Origin of the sequence: Sphingomonas sp. J344, assembly GCF_024700005.1 — a bacterium.
GTDB lineage: Bacteria > Pseudomonadota > Alphaproteobacteria > Sphingomonadales > Sphingomonadaceae > Sphingomonas.
Genome location: NZ_JAJONB010000001.1, coordinates 1,966,266 through 1,987,055, shown reverse-complemented (window position 1 = coordinate 1,987,055; position 20,790 = coordinate 1,966,266). Strand labels below are relative to the sequence as shown.

Sequence of the window (20,790 nt, the reverse complement as noted above, 5' to 3'; positions counted from 1 at the left end):
GACGAGCGATTGATGCATGCCGAGCGGCAGGGTCTGGAGATTGGCGCATGAGCGCTGACGTGAACGAAAGCAGCCGCGCCGTGCTTCGGGTCGAGCGCGATGGGCCACTCGTCATTCTGACCATCGACGATCCCGGCACCCGCAACGCACTTAGTCCATTACTCACGCGCGAGCTGGTCGCCGCATGCGATGCCATCAATGCCGATATGAGCGTAGGATGCGTAATCCTGACGGCGGCAGGCGATGTTTTCTGTGCCGGTGGCAACCTCAAGGACATGTACGCCCGCGCCAATCACTTCGCCGGCAACGCCGCCGAGATCCGTCGGACCTATCTGGCCGGCGTGCAGACGATCGCGCGCGCGCTCCACGATCTGGAGGTGCCTTCCATCGCTGCGGTAAACGGCGCCGCAATGGGTGCCGGAATGGACTTTGCTACCATGTGCACGATGCGGATCGCGTCGGATCGAGCGAAGTTCGCGGAAAGTTTCATCAAGCTCGGCCTGACTTCGGCAGCGGGCGGCGCATGGTTTCTGACGCGCGCGATCGGCCAGTCGGCAGCCGCAGAGATGGCGCTTACCGGCGACACGCTCGATGCCGAACAAGCGCTTGCGATCGGACTCGTGTCTCGCGTGGTCCAACATGATGCGCTGCTCGACGAGGCGAGAACCTTGGCGGCGCGGATTACGCGACATCCGATGCACTCGATCCGGCTCAACACTCGGCTCCTGCGCGATTCCGCCAGACTCGACCTGCATACCGCGCTCGAGATCGCCGCGGGGATGCAGGCGATCGTGCAGCAGACCGACGACCAGCACGAGGCGGTGGCCGCAGTGATGGAGCGTCGTATCCCGGCATTCACCGGTCGCTAGTTCTCAGCCTTCATTTGCTCGGCCAATTTCTCCGCCAGCATCAAGACTGCTAGGTTGGTATTGGCGCTGGGGATCGCGGGAAAAGCGGAAGCGTCCGAGACGCGCAGGCCCTCGATGCCCTTGACCCGTCCATCGGGGGTCAGGACTGCCATTGGATCGTCGGCGGCCCCCATGCGGCACGAGCAACTCGCATGCCATACCCCGGCGACGGCGGAGCGTACAAATACCTCCAGCTTTGCGTCGTCGGATAGAAGGTCGGCTATCGACTCGCCCTCCATGACCAGATTCTCGATGAATGCTCTCCGGATCGGAGCTGGACCGTCGAGAAACAGGGCCGCGAGCCGAGTCAGAATGCGGTTCTTCAGATTGATGGTGCCAATCTGACGCACCTTCTCGCTGTAGCTGGCAGGGAAGGCGTCCAGGGCTGCATTGCCAAGCAGCGGCGACAAATGAAGCGCTGCCATCCGCCGGAAGCCGCGCATCAGCCGCTCGACGTCCCGCGAATCGGAAAGAAGGTTGAAATCGACTTGCGCGGCCTGGCGAGGATCAGCAGATGTCAGGTGAATACGACCGTCTTCGGATAGCGGCCGGTTGATCCAGAAAGCCAATGTGCCGAGCCGCTCACCAACTGCATGCCACGCAGCCTTTGTTGAAATGAGCCCCGACATATCGCCCGCCGGAAAGCGGTTAGTGTCGGTGGAAAAGCGAACGCCGAGCAGAATGTGCCGCCGCTGGCGGCGGAGTCGGGCCGCGCTCGGAAGGTAACTTGCAATCGCAATCGATGGATGATCGGTCAGACCGCGCCCGACACCCGGCGCGTTCAGGCGAACCTCGACTCCGACTCTTGCGAGATCGTCGGCAGGACCGATCCCGCTGCGCAGCAGGAGTTCCGGGGTCATGAGCGCGCCGGCCGAAAGGATGATGGTTTTGCCAAGCAGTACCTCTCCCCCGCTCGAACCCCGATGGCTCGCAAGCCATCGAACAGCAGCGCCTCGACGGTGGTGTTGGTCCTGATCTGAAGATTGGAGCGGGAGCGGACTTGGAGTGTCAGCCAGGCCATCGCCGCGGTCACGCGGTGGTTGTCGATATTTGAGATCGGCAACGGATAGTGCCCGTCACCGAACTCACCGTTCTGATCGGCGAGGAACGGCAATCCCGCTTCCGTGAGCGCGGCAGAAAATGCCTTTGCCTGACCGGGCCAGAACGCCTCGGGAATCCGCCGGATGGGCAATGGCCCCGTATTCCCGTGGAGCGGACCATCGAAATCCAGATCGTTCTCAAGCTTGCGAAAGAAGGGCAGGACATCGTCCCATCCCCACCCCATCGCACCACGAGCAACCCAGTCTTCAAAATCCCAAGGCAACCCGCGGTTGGCGAGCTGCCCGTTGATGGCGGAGCCTCCGCCAAGCACCCGTGCCTGCTCATATTTGCGCGGCGGCAACATGGTCCCGGGCTGGAGGTTTCCGGTCGGAGCGACCGTCACCCGCCGATTGCTCCAAACGAAGCGCGCGTCGAGGTAGGCGCTACCTGGATAGCTATCGAGAATCGCGGCCGGTTCATCGCCAGGTGGGGTATCCGGGCCGGCCTCGATCAGCAGCACCTGGTTTGCGCCACGCTCGGAGAGCCGACTCGCAAGCACCGATCCCGCGGATCCACCGCCAATGATGATGTGGCTGTATCTCATCGGCCGGTCAGCTCACGACGGTGATGCATTTCAGCTCCTGATAGATGCGCAGACCCTCAATCCCCCGCTCGCGGCCCACGCCGCTCAACCGTTGCCCGCCGCCTGAGGCAAAGGCGCTCAGCGCGCTGCCGTTCACGTTGACCGATCCGGTCCGCAGCCGGCAGGCGACCTCGATCGCGCGGCTCAGATCCTTGCCGAACACATGGCCTGACAGGCCGTAGGGCGTATCATTCGCCATCTCGATGGCGTGGTCGATGTCGCGATAGCCGATGACACAGGCGATAGGCCCGAATATCTCTTCGCGAGCGGCTATATTGGCGCAATCCGGCAAATCCAGAATTGTCGGCTCGAAATAATGTCCGTGATCAAGTTTTGGTGGGCGACGGCCGCCGCAAATGAGCCGGGCACCGCTGGCCAGCGCATCTGCAACGAAAGCCTCGCATCGCCGGACGGCAGTTCCGTTGATCAGCGGCCCCATGGTAGTGGCCGGGTGGTCGGCAGGCCCGATCACGACGCCGGCCAGCGATTGTGCGATCGCGGCCATTATCGCTTCCTTCTCGTCCTGCGGCACGAAGATTCGCGTACCGGCGACACAGACCTGGCCTGAGTGGGGTACGCAAGCGCGATTGCCGGCCGTGGAAGCCAAGGCGGTAGCGTCGGGCAGGAATATCTGCGCGGACTTTCCACCCAGCTCAAGCTGCAGGCGCTTCATTGTCGCGGCGGCCTGCACCATCACCTGCTGGCCCACCTTGGTCGAGCCCGTAAAGCTCACCATGTCGACCCGGGGATCGGTCCCTAGCAGGACGGCGCCTTCCGCCCCGGATTCGACGATCACGTTGAATACGCCTGCCGGAAGGTTCGCGGTATGCGCGGCTTCTCCGAACACGAGGCTGGAAAGCGGGGCGAGCGGGCTTGGGCGTAGCACGACAGAGTTTCCGGCGATCAGTGCTGAAATCGTCTTCCACATGCTGATGACGAACGGGAAATTATAGGCCGAAATCGCAGCGACGACCCCTACGGACTCGTAACGCCGAAGACTTTGTATGGCGGACACTTCCTTGAATCGATCGCGAAGCGGAAGCGGATTGTCCTCGATCTCAGGTAGCGTCAGGAACAGCTCGATGAGGTCGGTTGCATGCTGGATCGCGGCGTCCAGCTGTCCTGCACGCACCAGCGATGCCCGCACTACGCCCGCCTCAGCCACCAGAAGATCTTCGATGACATCCTTGTTGTCTGCGAACCACGCTATCATTCGGGATAAATCTGCCGCCCGATCCGCAGCTGGTCTGCCGCTCCAGAGTCCGCTCTGCCGAGCCTGCCACGCAGCGTGGATCGCCGATTCCACCTGCGCGGCCGAGGCGCCCTGTACAGTGGCGAAAATCGTCCCGTCAGATGGGTTCTCGACGTCCACCGGTGCACCCAGCCCGCCAACGAATGCTCCATCGATATAGAGCGACGCTTCGGAACGACGCTGATTCCCGCTGGGGTTGGCCATATCTCTCCTGACGAATTCTCGTATTGGTAGATCAAATATCTACCTATATCGGCACATCGTTCACTCACAGGAGGCGCACTGCCTCAGCACATATGCGCTGAAACCTCCCGGCGCCTCGAAGCCGGTTGCCTCTCCGCATAGACAGGAGTGGTTGGAATGGGAGCTGGCAGGTGGCTGAAAAGACAATTTTGGTCGTGGGTGCCGCGGGTGATGTCGGACAGGGCATCGTAGCCGCTGCCCGTACTTGCGGCTGGCGTGTTGTGGCGGTGGGCCGCTCTGCGGACAAGCTGACCCGGTTCGGCGACGATCCCGGTATCGCCGCCATCGTCGGCGATATTTCTACGGAGGCCGGCGCTGAAGCCATTTGGGCTGGCGCAACGTCATCGTTCGGCACGATCGACGCCGCCATCATCGCTGTGAACGCCCCCCAACGAAATTCGTCCGCTTACCGCGTGGCAGCCGAACGAACTGTCTGCGCTGTTCGCCTCCAACGTGGTCAGCCACTTCATTGCCGCCCAAATCTTCATTCCCCGACTGCCGGCAGATGGGGTTTTCCTCGGTATCGGTGGTGGCACCGCCGATTTCATCATTCCGAAGATGGCGCCGCTCTCGGTAATGCAGGCAGCCCAGCGAATGCTGTATCGCGGACTTGCTCGCGAGCAGCGCGAAGGCGTTGCGATCCGCGAACTCATTATCGTCTCAATGGTCAACGGCCAAAGCAAGCGCGACCGCGCCCAGCCCGATTGGGTGACCGACATCGAAGTCGGCCGGCATGTATGCGCGATCGTCGCGGACCCCGAGTGTTTCCCCGGCCCGGTACTCGATCTCAAAAGCCGCGAGCAGGTTGGTCGCTTAGATGTAGAGCCAGGGAAATGAGCGAGGCGGAGGGCACGCCATAATGTGCGTCAAGCCGAACAAATGCTGCCGTCTGATCGACTTCCTCGTCGAGAAGGTACTTATGGAATGCAAGGCACGAGGCCTTGGATTATGCACAAACTGACAAGCGGGCGACGTCCCATCCTTCGTTTTAACGTCAGAAAGCAGACTGGCCGTTAGCGGCCAGACTAAGAAATACTCGGCCCGCTGCGCTGCCGTCCCAGTGTCCAGCTGACCCCGGTATCGCGCATGATACCCGACACGGCTTTACCGGCATGGCGATCCAGTACCGGGCGCCACGGCACGAGTGTGAAATCGCGCGACCTTTCGATCAACGCGTAGCGCCCGCTCAGAGCATCGACCGATTGCCGATAGATCCCATCAATCCGTTCGCCGACCTTCGGCTCCGCGAACGGCAATCCCAGCTCTTCCGACAAGCCCTGCGCGACACGCAGCAGCTCGCGCCGCTGAAGCGTCGCGAGCATCCCGCTCGAATAGGAAAATTGCCCTCCCCGCTCCTCCGCCAATCCTTCGGCCACCAGCCACTGCTGCCGCCGCATCTGGGCCTGGCGCGCATCATGCCCGAACCCGGCGTCACGCAGTGGCTCGGGAGAGGACACAAAGGGTTCCCGATCGAGCCACGTCGCAGCCTCAGCGCCTACCAGTTTCTCGAGCGGCAGCGGCGACAGTGTTTCGACGGTCACGGGCTGATCTTTCGCACGCGCGATTTCATAGGCGGTGGCGCGGTCGAGATGATCGCTCGCAATGACCCAGCTTCCGTCGGGATCGCGTTCCATGTTGCGGGTCAGCCGACGCATGGCCTCCAGCCGCCGGACATGAGCTTCGGCAAAGGCCTCGGTCGCCGCAGGATCGTGGCGCAGATGCGCATCGATCGAATAGCGACCGCCGTTCGCCGCGGCGACGTCGGCCACGGTCTGATCGGACGCGCGAATACCAACCTCGACGGGCGATATGCGCACGATCGCTCCAGGAGCATGGCTCTCGACATTCTCGCCCTTACCGATGTCGACATAGTGCGAGCGCCCGTCGGTCGCCTCGACGATGATGTAATATCGATCGGCGATCTCGTCGGACAGCCCACGATGGACGATCCGACCGACCAGCGGACGCGCGCCGGGCGCAGCCGGATCGTAGATCACCTGGTCGGCAAGCGCTGGCGCAGTGCCCCGCGCCGCATAGGCGCGCTGCATCGAGCGGATGATGTCGTCGCGCTCGCCCATGCGCCGCAGCGTATCCGCAAGGTCCGGCGCGAGACGCCAATGCGAACCAATCTGTTTCGCGAGCCCAAGCCGTTCGAGCGTCTTCAGCCGTCCCATGCGGATCGTCTGATCGAACGCACCGCGCCCCTCCGCACTGGCCAGGATATTCTCCTGGGCATCGCGGATCAGCGCGCGGTCGACGCTGGTCAGCCGTTGCTGCTCGATCTCGGCACGGAGGCGCTGTTCGATTGCGTTGTCGCTGCGCGGGCCAAGATCGAGGTCGACCAGCTCGCACGCCCGCTCGCGCAGGCCATGGCTGATATAGTCGCGCGCAATGATCAGATCCTGCCCGCGCTCGTCCTTCCCGCGCAGGATGATGTGGGTGTGGGGACGGCCAGTATTGTAATGATCGACCGCCACCCAATCGAGCCGGGTGCCGAGATCCTCCTCCATGCGCGCCATCAGCCGCCGCGTCAGCGGCCTGAGGTCTTCATATTCGGCGCCATCCTCGGGACTGACGATGAAGCGGAACTGATGGCGGTCATCCCTTCCCTGCTCGAGCCAGGCGCCACGATCGACCTTGTCGCTTTCGGCGCCATAAAGTTCACCCCGCCCGCCCTCGCGCGTCGTACCATCGCGTTCGACATAGCGGAGGTGTGCCTTGGCGCCATCGAACCCCCTGCCCTTGAGCGACACGAGCCGCGCCTTGACGATGACCCGCCGCTGCCGAAACGCCGCATAGCGATCACGCGCGGAAAGGACACGTCCGACACCGGCGCCGCGGCCGATCCGGCTGCCGGTAAAACCGGTCCTGCGCGAACGCGCGGCACCTCCACCGCGAGCGAGGTTCGCAGCAGCAAGAACACGGGAGAGGAACTTGCGCGCGCGCGGCTGCCCGCCCCTGCTCCGCAAGCGGCCAAGTTCGGGTTTGAAATCATCATCGCTGGGCATGTGCGGAGCCAGGAAAGGGAAGCGGGAGCCCAACCATGCGTCCATGCCCTGCAGTTGGAAATCGGTGCCGCCAGACACCTCAGAATTCCGCCACTTTCCGGCGCACTGGCACTGGCTTCGGCGGAGCAGCACTGTTTCTGCGCCTGAAATATGGATGTGCAGACAATAGCTTACGGCAACCAACGGTGCCGTAGCTTCTCTATCTTGCCTTCCGCGCCTCCCCACTCCCTCCACGCCCCGAGCTCAAGCCAAGGGCAAAAAGAGGGACGGCGCCCACCCCGGCACCATCCCCATGAAAAACCGGCCGCTTCATGCATCCGTATATGCAGCCAGTGCCTCGCCTTCGGCCATGAACTCGCGCCGCCCGGTCATGCCGTGCGCAATGCCATCGCCGTCCACGATCATCGTCGCGACGAACCATTTGCCATCCAGAAATCCGACGATCCGTACCCGATCGAGCTCGATATCCCGCTCGTCTTCCCCGCGTCCATAATAGCCGAGCCAGCGTTCCGCGAGGCGGGATTCCCAACAGAAATCCACCTCCTCCGCCGTCAGAAATCGCTGCGCCAGCGCCTCCCCTGCGCCGCGTCCGAACTCGATTTCGAGCCCTGCGACCAGTGCCTCGATCACGCGATCCGATGCCACTGAAACCTGCTCGAACATGCCCATGACAACCTCCTTGCGATCCCGTCCTCACCACGAGGACAGGTCGCCTGCGGGCGGGCGGCGCGGCGGCTGTCAGGGCCGCGCCGGCGCATGCCGGCGCGCCGCGGAGCGGCGGCGGAGGAACCGATTTGCGAAGCAAATTGGAGGGGCCGCCGGCCTTGCACAGCCGCCGCGGCGCCCGTCATCATGGGAAGAGCCGAGACAGCTTCCTACCCGCCCGCAAGGTCGGACCGATGGCATCGCGTGCCTCGGCGGCACACCAGATGACACATGAGCTCATGCGCTGATGATCGTCAGGTTCGAAGAATGGTCCCCCGGCCATCCCAAGAGCGTTCTCAGAGGTGGGTGGGCGTTACCGCGTCACCAGACCGGGGTAGCGAATAATACCATCGCGAAACCCGAAACACCATCGTTGCTTGAACTGCCCCGCATCGTCTCAGTGTTCCGGTTGATCCGCGCGACGGGCCACTTGCGCTGGCCTGCGACGCACGAAGATCGGGGTGTCATTGGCATGGCCCAGCGTGAAGAAGAGCGCACTGGAAGGCTGGCGCGCAGGCGGCGGCGCGGTGCTCGTTCCCGACACCCGCGCAAGATAGTCGCGCGTCTCGCGGGGCAGTCGCGCGCGTCCGGCGAGATAGGCGGCGTAGCGCGCTGGCCCGGCATTATAGGCAGCGAACAAGCCGGGATAGCCGAACCGGTCATGCATGCGTTTAAGGTAGCAGGCCCCGGCGACGATATTGTCATGGGGGTCATGCGGATCGCTGCCGAGCCCATGGGCGGCGCGCAACTCGGCCCAGGTTCCGGGCATCAGCTGCATGAGACCCATCGCCCCCTTGGGTGAGACGATCGGGCTCCCGCGCAGCTGCGTCCGGCCACCGGATTCGGCACCCATCACCTGCGCGATCCATGACGCAGGCACGACGCAGCGCCGTGCGGCCATTTCGATCAGCGGTGCCCAGCGGGTCACGCGATCCTCGGCGGGTGCCTGTGCGCCGAGCAGCGCCAGCGCGCTCATCGCGTGGCTTAGCGCACCCATAGCGGCACCGCCTTGCCGATCACCTGCGCGCGCTGCGTCGCCCCGAAATAGCGTCCGTCGAACGAGTCGGGGTGCGGCATCAACAACAGGACCTCGCCGTCCGTCAGCATGCGGCAGCCCTGCCAGGCGGGCAGCGGGCGGCCATGGGCGTCGACTGCGTGCCGCCGCGCAACGATGCGCTGACCGACCATGATCCGGACGCCGCGGGCGCAGATACGGTCGCCATCGAGCGCGGCGACGCGCTTCACCAACGGCACGTTGCGCGGCAAATAGTGGCGACGTGCGGCGAGTTCGCGCGCTGCGCGCGGTGGCCATGCCAGCGCGAAGTCGCCGCGCTTCAGGTGCACGCCGGGTAGAACGGCGTAGAGCCCGACCGGCGCGCTGGCGCTCGGATTCCATATCAGCAAGGGCGGCAGATCGAAGACCAGCGTCGCCCCCAGCCCCGCGACCAGTACGCCAAGCGCGAGCAGGCTGCGCTTACGCATCGCCGGCTTCCGCGACCTGCCGCGACCAATGCTCGAGGTCGTCGATATGGTAGCGGATATGGCGCGAGTGACGCCGGTAGCGCGGCCCGGTGCCCGCCGAGCGATATTCCTGGAGCGTACGCACCGAGAGGCCGAGGAAGTGCGCGGCCTGCTGGGGCGTGAGAAAGGGCGATCCGCGCGCCGCGCGCGCTGCCCGGTCATTCGCATCCTCGTCCTGCATCCTTGCCTCGCTGGCTGGCGCGGCGGGGCGCCGCGCGGTGCGGCAAGGGATGCGGATCGGCGCGGCTCTGCGGGAGGCTCGAAAACCCTCCCCCGCAAAATCGAGCCCCGCCCGCGCCGGGCTTGCCGGCGCGGGCGGGAGCGAGGTCAGTCGGCCGGGTTCCAGATGATCGCGAACGCATCGGGATCGTCCTGCCCTGCGGCGCGGCCGAGATTGGCGTAGAGGGTGCGCGGCCCGAACTCGGGCGCGGCGAGGCTGAGCGAGACATAGTCCTTGCCCGAGCGCTCGCCGGTGCGGACCCAGCCGCCGCCGACCTCGGTGCCGCCGCAGAAGACGCGATAGTCGGGCTGCGCCTCGCTGGTGCGGCTGCGGTTGGCGACGATCTCGATCTCGGCGCGAACCGAGATGGTCTTGAGCTGGCCCTTGAAGCCGTCGCTGGTGCGGGTGACGTGTCCGATTGCAGGCATGGTTCATACTCCTTGCGTCTCGCCCGCGGACCATCCGGGGCGATGTGCGGCACAAGGCAGCGGATCGAGCGGCGGACCGAACCGGCACGGCCGGAGCGCGAGCGGAGGACCGGAGCCCCAGCGCTTATTTGCAGCGAAGCGGCCGCGAGGAGGCGGGCACAGCCCGCCGGGGAAATAAGCGCCGGGGCGATGGTTTCGGGCAGGCGCGGCGCTGCCAGCCAAGCACGTCAGGCCCGGACTGGACCGCGGGCGGCGCGCGGTTCGAACCCTCGCATGGCGCGCACCCCCGCCCTGCTATCGCGGCAACGGCGCGCAATCGCGGGCCTGTGGTCCCGGATCCGCTTGCTCATAGCCGCCCATCGGCGCAGCCTTTCGTGCCTTCTGCGCGCGGTGATTCAGGGGCGATGGTCAGCCGATGAGCGTGCGCAGGCCGCCCCAGACACCAGCCAGGAACGCGCCTGCGAGCAGCGCGGCGAGCAGCCAATATTCGAGCGCGAGCGCGAAGGCCCGCGAGCCGGAACGCCGTTTCACCGCCCGATTGGAGCAGATCGCGGCGATGTAGGAAAGTGCGGCGGCGCGGCGGGAGACCGCGCCGCCGCGCCGGTCAGGCAGCGATGGCGAGCGCCGGACCGGCTTCGGGGGCGCACGCGCCGGCGAGCGTTGCATGGGCGGTGACCGCACGGACACCGCCGCGCGCGGTATAGGTGGCGGGCGGGAACGCCATCCAGCGCGGCACCCAGCCCTCGTGCCGTTTGCGGCTGCCGGTGCCGTCGAGATGGTCGCGAGCGATGCGCTTCAGGGTCTTGAGCTTCTCGTCCATATTGGCGCTCGCGGTCGCGGGTCCGGCAATCTCGCCGACGATTCCGTGCATGACCTCCTTGTCGCGGATCAGCTCGAACAGCGTGTCGTCGGCCTGCCACCAGTCGGCCATGGTGACACCGATCCTTGCCCCCGCTGCCTCGACGGCGGCGCTTCCGGCGTGCAGGCTCTCGCCTATCACCACCGCTGCGACATCGAGCAGCGCCGGGTCGGGGAGGTCGAGCAGGCGAGCGAACAGCGCCGCGAGCGCGGCATCGTCGCCATTGCCGTCGGTCAGGGTCGAGCGCTCGGGATCGAGATCGAGCAGCGCCAGCACCGCTCGGCGCCGCTCGCCGAACACGGCTTCGCCGCGCGCGGCGGCGACGCTGGCACAGACCGCCTCGTTCGCGCTGGCCTGCGGTTCGGGCCGCACGCGCCAAAGCGGCGAACCGATAATGGCGTGCGCCACGAGCAGGCGCAGCGCGACACCGGGATGCGCGGTCAGCGCGGCGCGCACGGCGGCGTGGCGATGGAGATCGACATAGTCGTTGAGCGCGCTGGTGACCTCGGGTCGTGCGGGCTTGGCGGCGGTCATAGCGGGTTCGCCGCGTTCGCGGGCGCGCGCTTCCTTGCGCGTCAGGTAACCGATATGGATCGCGACCTCGCCGCTCTCGCGCACCTCGACATAGACGCGCCCGCCCTTGGCCTTGGGCGTCTTCTCATGCTCCCAGCTATGAAAGCTGGTGTCGCGCGGCATCACCACCACCTCGTGCCAGCCATCATCGAGCGCGCTTTGCCGGACCCGTTCGATGGCCGCGTTCTGGAGCGTCCAGAAGGCGGCGCTATCCCCGAAATAGCTGTCCTCGCCGAACAGGTCGGCGATGATCGGTCCCTTATACTCGTCGAGCGCGAACAGCGCATGGCTGGTCCGGATCGAGTGCCCGCCGAGCAGCCATGACTTGAGCTGATGGCCGGTCGGGGCATAGGCGTGCGGATCATCGAGCAGCGCAAGCCATGCGCTTTGCTGCTTCTTGGAGGCCATGGTCAGGTGGCGGATCGTGGCGCGGTCGATCTCTTCGGCGCGGTAGAGGTTGCGGATGCGCGGGAGCAGATTGCCAAGGGCAAGGATGCGCCGCACGCCCGCTTCGGGGATACCGAAGGTCACGCCGATCGCTTCGGGATCGCGGCCTTGCTTGACCAGCTTCACGAAGCTTTCCCATTGGGTGACCTCGTCGGGATCGCGGCGTGCGACATTCTCGATCAGCGAGGCCTCGATGGCGTCGGCGTCGTCGCCTTCTTCAAGAATCGCGCAGGGTAGCGGATCGGTATGGCCGGTCTGCTGCGCGGCAAGTTGCGCGGCGTGCAGCCGCCGCGCCCCGGCGACGACGCCGAACCGGCCTTCCCCGCCCTCGGGGCGGACGATCATCGGCTGGATGATGCCGCGCTTGAGCACGGTCGGGAGGATGTCCGATATGTCAGGCGGTTTCTTGCCGTGGCGCATGTTGAGCGGGCTGACTGCCAGCCTGTCGAGCGCAATGAAGTCGAGTTTCATCGGTCGTCTCCTTGGGTGCGGGTCCCGGGCTTGCCGGGGACCGGCTCATGTTCGGCGGCGGACGGCCGCCAGCGTCAGCCGCCCTTGCGGCGGTCCGGCGGAGCCGGATCGTTGGCATGGGGCGGAAGCGGGTCGGTGCCGGGCGGCACGCTCATCTCGACACGGCGGAGCAGGGTCTCCGCCCAGAGGATCGATCCGGCGCGGCGCGACCAGTCGGCCCAGATCGAGAGGCTGAACCGGGTCGCAAAGCTGAGATCGCGCTCGATGGTAAGGCCATAGGGGAGCTTCACGCTGGCGATCTCGGCGAGACTGAAGCTGCCGAGTTCGGGGCAGCCAAAGCCGAGATCGACCAACCCGAACAGCGTGTCGCCGTCCGCATCGAGTTCACTTGCGAGCCATGTCGCCGCGCCCATGGGATTGAAGAACTTGACCAGCGGCATTGGATCGAGATGGGGGTTGGCGGCGGCGGCGCGGGCATTGGCCAGCAGCGCGGCGCGCAGGTCGGGCGGGAGCGCGATCATGCCGCGATCCTGTCCGCTTGCGCCACTTCGAGCGCTGCCGCCTTGGCCTCGCCGAGCAGTGCAAGCAGATAGTCGGCGGCGCGCGAGGCTGCGGCGGCGGCGCGGAAGATGGCGCGATTGTCGGTGCGCAGCACGGCGAGCCACGCAGCGATATAGTCGGCATGGCGCACGCTCGGATGGATGCCGAGATGGGCGCAGAGAAAAGCCGCGCCCATTTCGGCGACGAGTTCCTCGCGCGCATAGGCCGCCGATGCGAACGGCCCTGAAAGATCGCGCGCGAGGCGTGAGCCGTGCCCGGTCCAGTGGGTGAGTTCGTGGAGCGCGGTGCGATACCAGTTGATCGGATCGCCGAAGGCGCTGTGCGGCGGCACCTGCACATAGTCCTCGCCCGGCGCATAGAAGGCGTGCGCGCCGCCGACGCGGAAATCGGCGCGCGACGCGTCGATCACGGCTTCTGCAACCGGGGCGATCCCGCAGCGCGGCAGCGGCGCGGGATCGTCGGCGAGACCGGGGCGCAGTCCGTCGCATTGCGCGACGTTGAAGACGGTGAAGCGCTTGAGGAACGGCACGGCCTTGGCGGCCTCGCCGTCGCGGGTGGCGCGTTCCAGCTCGGCTTGGGGAATGAAGCGGTCGGCGAAGACAACGCCCGTCCCGCGCTCGCCCTTGCGCACACAGCCTCCGGCCTGTTGGGCCTGACGGAAGGTCAGCCAGCTTTGCGAGGAAAAACCGCCCGCGACGCCTGACGCCCAGAGGATGAGGATATTGACGCCCGAATAGCAGCGCGCGGTCAGCGCATTGCGCGGCAGCGAAGGCCCGGCGGCGGCGCTGTCCCATGGCTGAACCCATGGAACGCAGCCCTGTTCGAGTTCGGCGACGATGCGCTGGGTGACCTCATCATAGAGGCTGGCGCGCGGCCCATCTCCTGCGGGGCGGTGGCGGGGCATCTTCTCCTCCTCGCCGCCCCAAAACCAGCATGGCCCCCGGCAGCGGGGGTGGGCGGCGAGCGAGCAAGGAGGCCGGTTCCCCAAGGGGCGCCGGCACCCGAGGGGGCGGAACGAAGTGGAGCAGCCGGGCAGGGCCCGGCTTGCCGGCGGCCCGAACCGGCCTTTGCTGCGAGCGGTCGCCCATCCCCGCTGCCGGCGGGCCACCCGCAACGCCGCCGCGCAAGCGGCGACCGCTGGCCCGCAGGGCCTTCGCGCCAGCGGGCGTCACCGCATGGCCGAGACCCGCCGGGGCTCGGTGGCAAGGCGCAGCCGAGCCATAGCACGCGGCCGCCCGGTCACGGGCGGGGCGCAAGGCATTTCAGGGGCGCTGATGATGCGCCGGTCTGGGGGAGCTGCAAGCGAGCGGACTGGACCGGTTGAAATTCAGCCCAGTCGCTCGATCACCAGCGCGATGCCCTGCCCTCCGCCGATGCACATCGTAACCAGGCCGAGGCGGCCGCCCGATCGCTGGAGTTCATAGAGGAGCTTGACGGTATTGATCGCCCCGGTTGCGCCGACCGGGTGGCCAAGCGAGATGCCGGATCCGTTGACGTTCGTCTTTTCGGGATCGAACCCGAGCTGCGCCGATACCGCGCATGCCTGCGCCGCGAACGCTTCGTTGGATTCGATCACATCGATCCGGTCGAGCGTCACGCCCGCGCGCCGCAGTGCGATCGGCACCGCCTCGACCGGCCCAAGCCCCATCACCCGGGGCTCCACCCCGGCATGGCCCCAGCCCAGGATCCGTGCGAGCGGCTTGGCCCCAAGTCGCTGCGCTTCCTCGGGCGAGCCCAGCACCACCGCCGCAGCACCATCGTTGATTCCCGAAGCGTTGCCCGCGGTGACCGTTCCGTCGCGCTGGAAGGCAGGGCGCAGCCTCGCCATATCCTCCAGCGTCGCCTCGGCCCGGACATGCTCGTCGGTATCGAACATCACGGTGCCGCCGCGGCTCTTGATCTCGACCGGTACGATCTGATCGCGGAAACGTCCCTCGGCGATCGCACGCGCGCCGCGGCGATGGCTCTCGACTGCGGCTTCGTCCTGCGCCGCCCGATCGATGCCGCATTGCGCCGCGACATTCTCCGCAGTCACCCCCATATGAACCTGGTCGAACGGATCGCTCAGCGTACGGGTAAGCGCGTCGAGCATCTGGATGTCGCCCATCTTCTGGCCGAACCGCGCGCTGGCCACATAATGCGGCGCCTGGCTCATATTCTCGGCGCCGCCCGCGACCGCCACGCCGCATTCACCAAGCGCAATGCCCTGTGCCGCGGAGATGATCGCCTGTAGCCCCGATCCGCACAGCCGGTTCACGGTCAGTGCGGGCACCGCCACCGGCACGCCCGCGCGCACCGCCGCGACGCGCGCCAGATAGGCGTCGCTGGGCGTAGAAGGGATCACATTGCCCATCACCACATGCCCGACCGCATCGGCTGCGATACCCGCACGCGCAATCGCCTCGCCGATCACCAGCGCGCCCAGATCCGCCGCGGGCACGTTCTTCAGGGCACCGCCAAAGTCGCCGATCGCGGTACGGACGCCGGAGAGGATGAGAACGTCAGACATGATGGATTTCCTTGAGTAGCCGGGGATTGGGGGATCATTGCCCCGTGAAACTGGGTTTGCGCTTGTCGAGGAAAGCGGCGACCCCTTCGCGGAAATCGCTCGTGTCGGCGGCGCGTCCCTGATGGGCGGCTTCAACCTCGAGCAGATCGGAGAGCGTGCCGCTGAGCGCGACCGCCGCCTGTGTGCGGATCAGTCCCAGCGCGACTGTCGGCATCGCGGCGAGCTTGCGCGCGAGCGCCATCGCCGTCTCCAGCAATGCATCGTCGTCTGCCACCCGCGTCACCAACCCGGCATCGAGCGCCGCATCGGCGCCCAACCGTTCGCCGAGCAATGCCATTTCGAGGAGCTTGAGCCGTCCCGCCGACTTGCCGATCAGCCAGGTTGCGCCGGCATCGGGGACCAGTCCGATATTGGCGAAGGCGAGCAGCAGATAGGAAGAACGCGCTGCGACCACGATGTCGCCCGAAAGCGCGATCGAAACGCCCGCCCCCGCCGCTGCGCCATTCACCGCGGTTACGACCGGCACCTGCAGCGCGGCGAAGGTCTGGGTCAACGGATTATAGTGAGCCCGCACCGCATCGCCCAAGTCGCGCTCGGTCAGCCCGTCCTCGCTTGAAGCAAGATCGGCCCCCGAGCAGAAGGCACGGCCCTCGCCGGTCACCAGGATCGCGCGCGCGCCCGCGGCCACGACTTCGTCAAGCGTGTAGCGAAGGCGATCGAGCATCTCGAGCGTCAGGGCATTGAGCCGTTCGGGGCGGTTCAGCCGCACGATCGCCACGCCTTCGTCAATCTGCCAGATAACGGACGGCGATTCAGTCATGGAAACTCCTTTGGCGCGACTGCTGCTAGAAGGCCCAGGCTGCCCGCGGCAAGCTTCGCCCCTTCGCCATCACCCTCCTGATCAAACCGGCGTTCGCATTGACGGGGGAGCCGCCATTTCCGCATGGCGCGCGATGCAATCCAAGGCCTCGAGGCGGTCGGAGAAACGGAATGAAGATATTGGTGCCGGTCAAGCGTGTGCTTGACTATAACGTGAAGCCGCGGGTGAAGGCGGATGGAACGGGGGTCGACCTCGCCAACGTCAAGATGAGCATGAACCCGTTCGACGAAATCGCCGTCGAAGAGGCGATTCGCCTCAAGGAAAAGGGTGCGGCGACCGAGATCGTCGTGGTCTCGATCGGCGAGCAGAAGGCGCAGGAAACGCTGCGCACCGCGCTGGCGATGGGTGCCGACCGCGCGATCCTGATTGTCGCCGAAGACAAGGTCGAGCCGCTGGGCGTCGCCAAGCTGCTGGCGAAGGTCGCCGAGGCCGAAGCGCCGGGCCTGATCATCCTGGGCAAGCAGGCGATCGACGACGACAACAACCAGACCGGCCAGATGCTGGGCGCGCTGCTCGGCTGGGGCCAGGGGACGTTCGCGTCGAAGGTCGAGATCGCCGGCGAGCAGGTCGACGTGACCCGAGAAGTCGATGGCGGGCTGGAGACGGTGAAGCTCAAGCTTCCCGCGATCGTCACCACCGACCTTCGCCTGAACGAGCCGCGCTACGCCTCGCTGCCCAACATCATGAAGGCGAAGAGCAAGCCGCTCGATCAGAAGGCCCCCGCCGACTATGGCGTCGATGTGGCCCCGCGCCTCACCGTCGTCAGCGTCACCGAGCCGGCCAAGCGCCAGGCCGGCGTCAAGGTTGCGGATGTGGATGAGCTTGTCGGCAAGCTCAAGGCGCTGGGAGTTGCGAAATGAGCGTTCTGGTCTGGGTCGAACACGACAATGAAAGCGTCAAGGACGCGACGCTTGCCGCCGTCACCGCCGGCACCAAGCTGGGCGATGTCGTCGCGCTGGTTGCGGGACAGGGCGCGCAGGGTGCGGCCGATGCCGCGGCGAAGATCGCCGGCGTCTCGAAAGTGCTGCTGGCGGATGACGCCGCTTACGGTCATGCGCTGGCCGAGAATGTCGCGCCGCTCGTCGCCGATCTGATGGCCGGCTACGACGCCTTCGTCGCGCCCGCCACCACCACCGGCAAGAACATCGCGCCGCGCGTCGCCGCTTTGCTCGACGTCATGCAGATCAGCGAAGTGCTGTCGGTCGAAAGCGCCGACACCTTCACCCGCCCGATCTATGCCGGCAATGCGATCGCCACCGTCAAGTCGGCCGACGGCAAGAAGGTCCTCACCGTGCGCGGCACTGCGTTCGAAAAGGCTGCGGCCGAGGGCGGCTCGGCAAGTGTCGAGGCGGTTTCGGGCAAGGGCGATTCGGGTCTCTCCAGCTTCGTCGGCGCGGAAATCGCCAAATCGGAGCGTCCGGAGCTGACCAGCGCCAAGGTGATCGTCTCCGGCGGCCGCGCATTGGGCTCGTCGGAGCAGTTCCACGGCCTGATCGACCCACTCGCCGACAAGCTCGGCGCGGCGGTTGGCGCCAGCCGTGCGGCGGTCGATGCGGGCTATGCTCCCAACGACTATCAGGTCGGACAGACGGGCAAGATCGTAGCCCCCGAAGTCTATGTCGCGATCGGCATTTCGGGCGCTATCCAGCACCTTGCCGGCATGAAGGATTCAAAGACCATCATCGCCATCAACAAGGACGAGGATGCGCCGATCTTCCAGGTCGCGGATCTCGGTTTGGTCGGCGATCTGTTCAAGATCGTTCCGGAACTGACCGAGAAGCTCTGAGCGTCGCGTCGGCGTACGGCGGGACTAGCTCCCCGCCGTACGCCAGCGCTCAACCGTTGCCCACCCGTCCCGCTCGGCCGATGGCGCCGCCGGGGTTCGCGACAGACGCGGCGCGGGCGAAGGCTGGGCAATCCCACCGCGTTCGCAATACCGGTTACGATCCAGCGCCTGGGCATGCGCCATGGCTTCGTCGACAGACAGGACCGGCGTCGCACACGCATCGAGCTGCGATAATCGATTGTCCCAATCGTCACGCGTTCGCGTCGCAAAGATCGCCGTCAGTGCCCCCGGATCACGTCTGCGGGAACGCGCTGGCGATCGCGCAATTGCTGCGGCAGCTCGATCGCTTCGGCCAGATTGTCCCAGAATTGCGGCTCCAGCGCGCCAATTGCGATGTGTCGCCCGTCGGAACAGGCATAGCAGTCATACCAAGGCTGTGTCCCGCCGAGCGGCGAGTCCTGGCGCGTCAGCGGGATTTGCATGCCGTGGAACATTGCCATCAGCATGCTCGTGCCATCGACGATCGCCGCGTCGATCACTTGCCCCAGCCCGGAGCGCTCTCGCTCGAACAATGCGGCGCAGATACCAAAGGCAGCCAGCGCCGCGCCGCCGCCCATATCGCCGATCAGGTTGAGCGGCGGTGTCGGCACTTCGCCCGGACGGCCGATCCCGTCCAACGCGCCCGACAGCGCCAGATAATTGATATCATGGCCGGCACGCTGCGAAAGCGGCCCCGTTTGCCCCCAGCCCGTCAATCGCGCGTAGATGAGGCGAGCACGGCTTTGCAGCAGATCATCCGGGCCGAGACCCAGCCGCTCCATGACGCCCGGCCGGAACGGATCGATCAGCACGTCGGCCAACCCGATCGCCTCGCGAACCTGCGTCATCCCGGCGGGATCCTTGAGGTCAACGGCAAGCAGCCCCTTGCCGCGCGAGGTGACCGGGTCAGCCCATTGCGCGTAATCCGGCCGTGAGATGCGAACGACCTCGGCCCCGAAATCGGCCAATATCATCCCGCAAGTCGGTCCGGGTCCCAGACCTTCGAATTCGACGACCCGGATGCCATCCAGCGGGCGAGTGGTCATTCGCGCCGCAGCTCAGCGAATGAATTGCTTGATATAGTCGTCGTCATAACCCTGCTCGCGATACCATTCGGCACAGAAGCCTAGCAGGGTAAGGCAATTGTCGAAGCCGATCGGCTTCTCATTCTCGTCGAGCAAGGTCAGGCCGCCATGCATGACATAGAGCGCCGTCATCGATTCCTTGACGGTCAGCGTGTGATGCTCGCCCGGCGGTTCCCAGACGAACGATCCCTTCTCCGCGACCCAGTCGTGCTCGGGATAATACCAGCTTCCCTCCATCGTGTAGGAGAAGACAGGACCGTCATGTACGTGCCGTCCGATCACGCCGGGATTGGGATAGTGAAGCACGTTGACGGTAATGCCGGCGGAGGTGTCGAACATGATCGGGCAATAATAATGCCCGGCCGGACGCCGGACCCATTTGCTCAGATCCTCCGGAATCTTGACCACCAGGTCTTTGGGCAGAAAATTGGCGGCCATTCCTTCCGGCCGGAAATCCTTGGCGATCGACGCCATAGTGCAGCTCCGCTTCAAAATTGGAACACGCGAGGGCGCGGCCCCTGTCCACGCTTTCATCGGCCTGGGGTAGCGCAGGGTCAATGGCTGGGACGGCCGACGGCCAGTCATCACCCATGTGCTGGCCTTGCCCTGTCATGGCACCCCGTCTCTGACTATCCACCAGAGGAAAGGAGACGGCGAAATGGACTTCACGGGCAAACGCGCGGTGGTGACTGGCGGTATCGGCGGTATCGGGGGTGCGATCTCGCAGGCGCTGCACGCCGCGGGCGCGGAGGTCGTCGCCACCGGATATGATCAGGCCGAGGTCGATGCCCGGACCGGCGAAGCGGGCTTTGCCGGAATCGCCATGAAGCCGCTGGACGTCAGCGATGACGCCGCGGTCCGCGCCTTTGCCGCAGACACCGGTGGAATCGACTTCCTCGTCAATTGCGCGGGCACGACCGCACGCGGCCACGCGGCGTTCGAGGAGGAGGCATTTCAGCATGTGCTGGACGTCAACCTCACCGGTACGATGCGCTGCTGCCGCGCGTTTCGCCCGGCCCTGGCCGTACGCGGCGGCGCGATCGTCAACATCGCATCGATGATGAGCCTCTTCGGCAGCGGTACTGCGCCAGGCTATGCGGCGAGCAAGGGCGGCGTTGCATTGCTGACCAAGAGCCTTGCGATCGCCTGGGCCGAACAGCGCATTCGCGTGAACGCCGTCGCACCGGGCTGGATCGTCACGCCGCTGACCGACCGTCAGATCGACCCTGCGCTGCGCGAGCGCGTCATCGGCCGCACGCCGATGCGCCGCTGGGGCGAGCCACGCCATATTGCCGATGCGGTGGCATTCCTCTGTTCGGACAAAGCGAGCTTCATCACCGGCGTCGTATTGCCGGTGGATGGGGGCTATTCCTCCGTCTGATCCCGGAAGATGTAGCGCGGCGGCGGCGGCAGGCGGGTGCCGCGCCGCAGGCGGGAAACGAGCAGATCCGCGCCCTCTCCGTTCCATGCCGTTCGCGTCCCGCCATCCCAATATTCGGCCCAGGACGGCAAGGGGGTCGTAGAAGCCGGTTTCCGCAACCGGCGCGCCCGGCCAACGCATCTTGGCCGGCCCCACCGGCGGATCGTCCTGCGCCGTCGCATAGAGCCGGG

General features: G+C 66.0%; 19 protein-coding genes and 2 pseudogenes. 5 read left to right on the top strand and 16 right to left on the bottom strand.

The genetic code is table 11. The annotated features are described in order from the left end of the window. Positions 1-47 precede the first annotated feature (47 nt). Positions 48-869 (top strand): enoyl-CoA hydratase-related protein, encoded by an 822-nt coding sequence (locus LRS12_RS10125; RefSeq protein ID WP_066581870.1) that lies wholly within the window; start codon positions 48-50, stop codon positions 867-869. Here LRS12_RS10125 and LRS12_RS20350 read toward each other — a convergent pair. Further along, positions 866-2,548 (bottom strand): annotated as a pseudogene (locus LRS12_RS20350) (GMC family oxidoreductase); the annotation flags it as partial. The gene LRS12_RS10125 and the pseudogene LRS12_RS20350 sit on opposite strands and share 4 nt — an antisense overlap. 12 nt (positions 2,549-2,560) lie before the next feature. Continuing rightward, positions 2,561-4,048, bottom strand: a complete 1,488-nt coding sequence (locus LRS12_RS10110; protein ID WP_257844479.1) for an aldehyde dehydrogenase family protein — start codon at positions 4,046-4,048, stop codon at positions 2,561-2,563. Between the two features lie 492 nt (positions 4,049-4,540). Here LRS12_RS10110 and LRS12_RS10105 point away from each other — a divergent pair, with 492 nt between their 5' ends. Continuing rightward, a complete protein-coding gene (locus LRS12_RS10105; protein ID WP_257844478.1) occupies positions 4,541-4,924 on the top strand; it encodes a hypothetical protein in 384 nt (127 codons plus the stop codon). 188 nt (positions 4,925-5,112) lie between these two features. On the opposite strand, the gene rlxS is transcribed toward LRS12_RS10105, so the two are convergent. From rlxS to LRS12_RS10045, 12 genes are all read right to left on the bottom strand, one after another. Next, positions 5,113-7,095: a relaxase/mobilization nuclease RlxS gene (gene rlxS, locus LRS12_RS10100; protein WP_257844477.1), complete on the bottom strand. Its 1,983-nt coding sequence runs from the start codon at positions 7,093-7,095 to the stop codon at positions 5,113-5,115. 309 nt (positions 7,096-7,404) lie between these two features. Further along, positions 7,405-7,764 (bottom strand): hypothetical protein, encoded by a 360-nt coding sequence (locus LRS12_RS10095; RefSeq protein WP_257844476.1) that lies wholly within the window; start codon positions 7,762-7,764, stop codon positions 7,405-7,407. A gap of 433 nt (positions 7,765-8,197) precedes the next feature. After that, positions 8,198-8,797, bottom strand: a complete 600-nt coding sequence (locus LRS12_RS10090) for a lytic transglycosylase domain-containing protein (RefSeq protein ID WP_257844475.1) — start codon at positions 8,795-8,797, stop codon at positions 8,198-8,200. Next, positions 8,785-9,282, bottom strand: a complete 498-nt coding sequence (locus tag LRS12_RS10085) for a S26 family signal peptidase (protein ID WP_257844474.1) — start codon at positions 9,280-9,282, stop codon at positions 8,785-8,787. Before LRS12_RS10085 ends, LRS12_RS10090 begins: the two co-directional genes overlap by 13 nt. After that, on the bottom strand, positions 9,275-9,502 hold the full coding sequence (locus LRS12_RS10080) for a helix-turn-helix domain-containing protein (protein WP_066581896.1): 228 nt from the start codon (positions 9,500-9,502) through the stop codon (positions 9,275-9,277). Before LRS12_RS10080 ends, LRS12_RS10085 begins: the two co-directional genes overlap by 8 nt. Before the next feature lie 146 nt (positions 9,503-9,648). Beyond that, a complete protein-coding gene (locus LRS12_RS10075; RefSeq protein WP_066581897.1) occupies positions 9,649-9,969 on the bottom strand; it encodes a DUF736 domain-containing protein in 321 nt (106 codons plus the stop codon). A gap of 408 nt (positions 9,970-10,377) precedes the next feature. Then, on the bottom strand, positions 10,378-10,500 hold the full coding sequence (locus tag LRS12_RS10070) for a hypothetical protein (protein ID WP_257787067.1): 123 nt from the start codon (positions 10,498-10,500) through the stop codon (positions 10,378-10,380). Between the two features lie 73 nt (positions 10,501-10,573). Further along, positions 10,574-12,319 carry a ParB/RepB/Spo0J family partition protein gene (locus tag LRS12_RS10065; protein ID WP_257844473.1) on the bottom strand — a complete coding sequence of 582 codons (1,746 nt, stop codon included), beginning with the start codon at positions 12,317-12,319 and terminating at the stop codon, positions 10,574-10,576. Positions 12,320-12,393: 74 nt separating this feature from the next. Beyond that, positions 12,394-12,840: a DUF2958 domain-containing protein gene (locus LRS12_RS10060; RefSeq protein ID WP_257844472.1), complete on the bottom strand. Its 447-nt coding sequence runs from the start codon at positions 12,838-12,840 to the stop codon at positions 12,394-12,396. Next, entirely contained in the window at positions 12,837-13,784 is a 948-nt protein-coding gene (locus LRS12_RS10055; RefSeq protein WP_257844471.1) for an ArdC family protein, read from the bottom strand. Before LRS12_RS10055 ends, LRS12_RS10060 begins: the two co-directional genes overlap by 4 nt. 423 nt (positions 13,785-14,207) lie before the next feature. Then, a complete protein-coding gene (bktB, locus tag LRS12_RS10050) occupies positions 14,208-15,389 on the bottom strand; it encodes a beta-ketothiolase BktB (RefSeq protein ID WP_075150250.1) in 1,182 nt (393 codons plus the stop codon). A gap of 34 nt (positions 15,390-15,423) precedes the next feature. Next, positions 15,424-16,209, bottom strand: a complete 786-nt coding sequence (locus tag LRS12_RS10045; protein ID WP_257844470.1) for an enoyl-CoA hydratase-related protein — start codon at positions 16,207-16,209, stop codon at positions 15,424-15,426. 170 nt (positions 16,210-16,379) lie between these two features. Here LRS12_RS10045 and LRS12_RS10040 point away from each other — a divergent pair, with 170 nt between their 5' ends. Beyond that, positions 16,380-17,129, top strand: coding sequence for an electron transfer flavoprotein subunit beta/FixA family protein (locus LRS12_RS10040; protein WP_257844469.1), 750 nt, complete (start codon positions 16,380-16,382; stop codon positions 17,127-17,129). Continuing rightward, positions 17,126-18,055, top strand: a complete 930-nt coding sequence (locus LRS12_RS10035) for an electron transfer flavoprotein subunit alpha/FixB family protein (protein WP_257844468.1) — start codon at positions 17,126-17,128, stop codon at positions 18,053-18,055. Before LRS12_RS10040 ends, LRS12_RS10035 begins: the two co-directional genes overlap by 4 nt. 24 nt (positions 18,056-18,079) lie before the next feature. On the opposite strand, the pseudogene LRS12_RS10030 reads toward LRS12_RS10035, so the two are convergent. Together LRS12_RS10030 and LRS12_RS10025 are read right to left on the bottom strand one after the other, a co-directional pair. After that, a pseudogene (locus LRS12_RS10030) lies at positions 18,080-19,068 on the bottom strand (CaiB/BaiF CoA transferase family protein). A gap of 84 nt (positions 19,069-19,152) precedes the next feature. Further along, a complete protein-coding gene (locus LRS12_RS10025; RefSeq protein ID WP_066581594.1) occupies positions 19,153-19,653 on the bottom strand; it encodes a 2,4'-dihydroxyacetophenone dioxygenase family protein in 501 nt (166 codons plus the stop codon). Between the two features lie 184 nt (positions 19,654-19,837). Here LRS12_RS10025 and LRS12_RS10020 point away from each other — a divergent pair, with 184 nt between their 5' ends. Continuing rightward, complete coding sequence (locus LRS12_RS10020; protein ID WP_257844466.1) at positions 19,838-20,560, top strand: SDR family NAD(P)-dependent oxidoreductase; 723 nt, start codon at positions 19,838-19,840, stop codon at positions 20,558-20,560. Positions 20,561-20,790: the final 230 nt, after the last annotated feature.